This window comes from Pseudomonas sp. BS-2016 (genome assembly GCF_001806145.1).
Lineage (GTDB): Bacteria > Pseudomonadota > Gammaproteobacteria > Pseudomonadales > Pseudomonadaceae > Aquipseudomonas > Aquipseudomonas lundensis.
This window is the reverse complement of record NZ_MLCT01000086.1, coordinates 1-2,819: the sequence shown is the minus strand read 5'-3', so window position 1 is coordinate 2,819 and position 2,819 is coordinate 1. Positions and strand designations below refer to the sequence as shown.

Annotated in this window: 4 protein-coding genes and 1 pseudogene; 3 read left to right on the top strand and 2 right to left on the bottom strand. The window is 61.2% G+C overall.

The features are described 5' to 3' along the window. Positions 1-75: pseudogene (locus tag BKD70_RS24530) on the bottom strand (cell division protein ZapA); the annotation flags it as partial. Further along, positions 72-281, bottom strand: coding sequence for a TIGR02449 family protein (locus tag BKD70_RS22480; RefSeq protein WP_003177365.1), 210 nt, complete (start codon positions 279-281; stop codon positions 72-74). The gene BKD70_RS22480 and the pseudogene BKD70_RS24530, both read right to left, overlap by 4 nt. Before the next feature lie 138 nt (positions 282-419). Here BKD70_RS22480 and BKD70_RS22475 point away from each other — a divergent pair, with 138 nt between their 5' ends. The 3 genes from BKD70_RS22475 to BKD70_RS22465 all read left to right on the top strand — a co-directional run. Next, positions 420-977: a YecA family protein gene (locus tag BKD70_RS22475; RefSeq protein WP_034129010.1), complete on the top strand. Its 558-nt coding sequence runs from the start codon at positions 420-422 to the stop codon at positions 975-977. A gap of 21 nt (positions 978-998) precedes the next feature. Continuing rightward, positions 999-2,321 carry a Xaa-Pro aminopeptidase gene (gene pepP, locus BKD70_RS22470; protein ID WP_034129009.1) on the top strand — a complete coding sequence of 441 codons (1,323 nt, stop codon included), beginning with the start codon at positions 999-1,001 and terminating at the stop codon, positions 2,319-2,321. Next, positions 2,318-2,819, top strand: a 502-nt coding sequence (locus tag BKD70_RS22465) for an FAD-dependent oxidoreductase (protein WP_139145795.1), incomplete at its 3' end; no start/stop codon positions are given. The genes pepP and BKD70_RS22465, both read left to right, overlap by 4 nt.

The window sequence follows — 2,819 nt, the reverse complement described above, 5'->3', positions numbered from 1 at the left end:
GCGTTCTTCCTGGGGGCAGATGATCGAATATTCTTTGTCGAGGATCTGCACGGTAACGCTATTGCTTGAACTCATGAGTCTTGCTCCAGGGCCTTCAGGCGCGAAATCATCGATTCGACCTTACGCCGGGCGATTTCGTTTTTTTCAATGAGGTGAGCGCGTTCCTCGCGCCAGGTCTTTTCCTGAGCTAATAGGAGTCCGTTTTGACTCTTAAGTTGCTCGACCCGATCAATTAGCAGTTCGAGTCTGGCCATCAGCGCTTGCAGGTCGGTGTCTTCCATTGGGTTCCACTGGATTTGTCTGATGAATGGCAACTGCAGGATAAACGATCTGACGCCCTCGATAGTCTTGGTACGTCTGCCGGTGCTAGGATACAGCGCTCCATTCTAGACATTGCGCCGTCTGGCGCCTAGCTCACCATGCCCATTCAAAATTCCCCGTACGACGCTTTTTCCAAACTGCTGAGCACCAGCGGCCACCCTTGCTCGCCTGCCGAACTGCACGGCGTGCTGTTGGGCCGCAGTTGCACCGGTGTGGGCTTTGATGCCGACAACTGGCTGGCCGATGTGGCCGAGTTGCTGGAAACCGAACCCACCGAGAACGTGCGCAATGCGTTGATCGGCCTGCAAGAGATGGTCAAGGGCGAGTTGACCGGTGACGACGTCACCGTGGTCCTGCTGCTGCCGACCGATGACGCGCCGCTCACCGAGCGCGCTGCTGCCCTGGGCCAGTGGTGCCAGGGCTTCCTCCACGGTTTCGGCGTGAATGCCGGCGGCCTGGAGCTGAGCACCGACGCCAAGGAAGTGCTGCAGGACCTGGCGGCGATCTCACAGGTGCAAGATGCCCTGGAAGAGTCCGAAGATGGCGAAGGCGACTACATGGAAGTCATGGAATACCTGCGCGTCGCGCCGTTGCTGCTGTTCACCGAGACCAGGAAGTCCGCTGAGCCGGTCGCTGCCAAGCCGTCGTTGCACTAAAGAAAGGAAGCCCATCTGCCCATGATTCATATCCCCAAAGCGGAATACACCCGTCGCCGCAAGGCGCTCATGGCGCAGATGGAACCCAACAGCATCGCGATCCTGCCGGCCGCCGCCGTGGCCATCCGCAACCGCGATGTCGAGCATGTTTACCGCCAGGACAGCGATTTCCAGTACCTGAGCGGTTTCCCCGAGCCCGAAGCGGTGATCGTGCTGATGCCCGGTCGCCAGCATGGCGAGTACGTGCTGTTCTGCCGCGAGCGCAATGCCGAGCGCGAATTGTGGGACGGCCTGCGTGCGGGCACCGAGGGCGCGATTCGCGACTTTGGCGCGGATGACGCCTTCCCCATTACCGATATCGACGACATCCTGCCCGGCCTGATCGAAGGTCGCGACCGTGTGTACTCGGCCATGGGCAGCAATGCCGAGTTCGACCGGCACGTGATGGAGTGGATCAACGTGATCCGTTCAAAAGCACACCTGGGCGCCCAGCCGCCGAACGAATTCGTTGCCCTGGATCATTTGCTCCACGATATGCGCCTGTATAAATCGGCGGCAGAAGTGAAGGTGATGCGCGAGGCAGCGCGAATTTCCTGTGCGGCCCATGTGCGGGCGATGCAGGCCAGCCGTGCCGGCCTGCATGAGTTCAGCCTGGAAGCCGAGCTGGATTACGAGTTTCGCAAAGGCGGCGCGAAGATGCCGGCCTATGGCTCCATCGTCGCCGCCGGGCGCAACAGCTGCATCCTGCATTACCAGCAGAATGACGCGGTGCTCAAGGACGGCGACCTGGTGCTGATCGACGCCGGGTGTGAGATCGATTGCTACGCCAGCGACATCACCCGTACCTGGCCGGTCAACGGCAAGTTTTCGCCGGAGCAGAAGGCGATCTACGAGATTGTGCTGGCCTCCCAGGAAGCCGCCTTCAAGCAGATCGCGCCGAACAAACATTGGAACCAGGCCCATGAGGCGACCGTGCAGGTCATCACCGCCGGCCTGGTGAAGCTGGGGTTGTTGCAAGGTGACGTTGACGAGTTGATCGCCAGCGAAGCCTACCGCGCCTTCTACATGCACCGTGCCGGCCACTGGCTGGGCATGGATGTGCATGATGTGGGCGAGTACAAAGTGGGCGGTGAATGGCGCGTGCTGGAAGTGGGCATGGCCTTGACCGTGGAGCCGGGTATCTATATTTCCCCGGACAACCAGAACGTGGCAAAAAAATGGCGTGGCATTGGCGTGCGCATCGAGGACGACGTGGTAGTGACCAAGCAAGGCTGTGAAATCCTGACTGGCGGCGTGCCCAAGACCGTTGCCGAGATCGAAGCGTTGATGGCGGCTGCCCGATGAGCCGGGTCAACCTGGCGATTATCGGCGGTGGCCTGGTGGGCGCCAGCCTGGCCCTGGCATTGCAAGCGGGGGCCAAGGCGCGGGGTTGGAAAATCGTGCTGATCGAACCCTTTGCACCGGGCGACAGCTACCAGCCGAGCTACGATGCGCGCTCTTCCGCGCTGTCGTTTGGCGCGCGCCAGATTTACCAGCGGCTGGGCCTGTGGCATGCCATTTCCCGACGTGCGGAGCCGATCAAGCAGATCCATGTATCGGACCGTGGGCGCTTCTCCACCGCGCGTTTGTCCGCGATGGAGGAGGGCGTGCCAGCCCTGGGTTATGTGGTGGAAAACGCCTGGCTCGGCCAATGCCTGTGGCAAGGCTTGGACAAGGACGTGGTGAGCTGGCGCTGCCCGGCGGAAGTCACGCGCATGGAGCCTCTGCCCGATGGCTATCGCCTGACCCTCAACGATGAAACCGTGCTGGAATGCGACCTTGCGGTACTGGCTGATGGCGGCC

What these genes read in the sequence shown, in the direction of transcription:
- BKD70_RS22480 (WP_003177365.1), bottom strand. Translation starts at nt 281, where the DNA reads ATGGAAGACACCGACCTGCAAGCGCTGATGGCCAGACTCGAACTGCTA.
- BKD70_RS22475 (WP_034129010.1), top strand. Translation starts at nt 420, where the DNA reads ATGCCCATTCAAAATTCCCCGTACGACGCTTTTTCCAAACTGCTGAGC.
- pepP (WP_034129009.1), top strand. Translation starts at nt 999, where the DNA reads ATGATTCATATCCCCAAAGCGGAATACACCCGTCGCCGCAAGGCGCTC.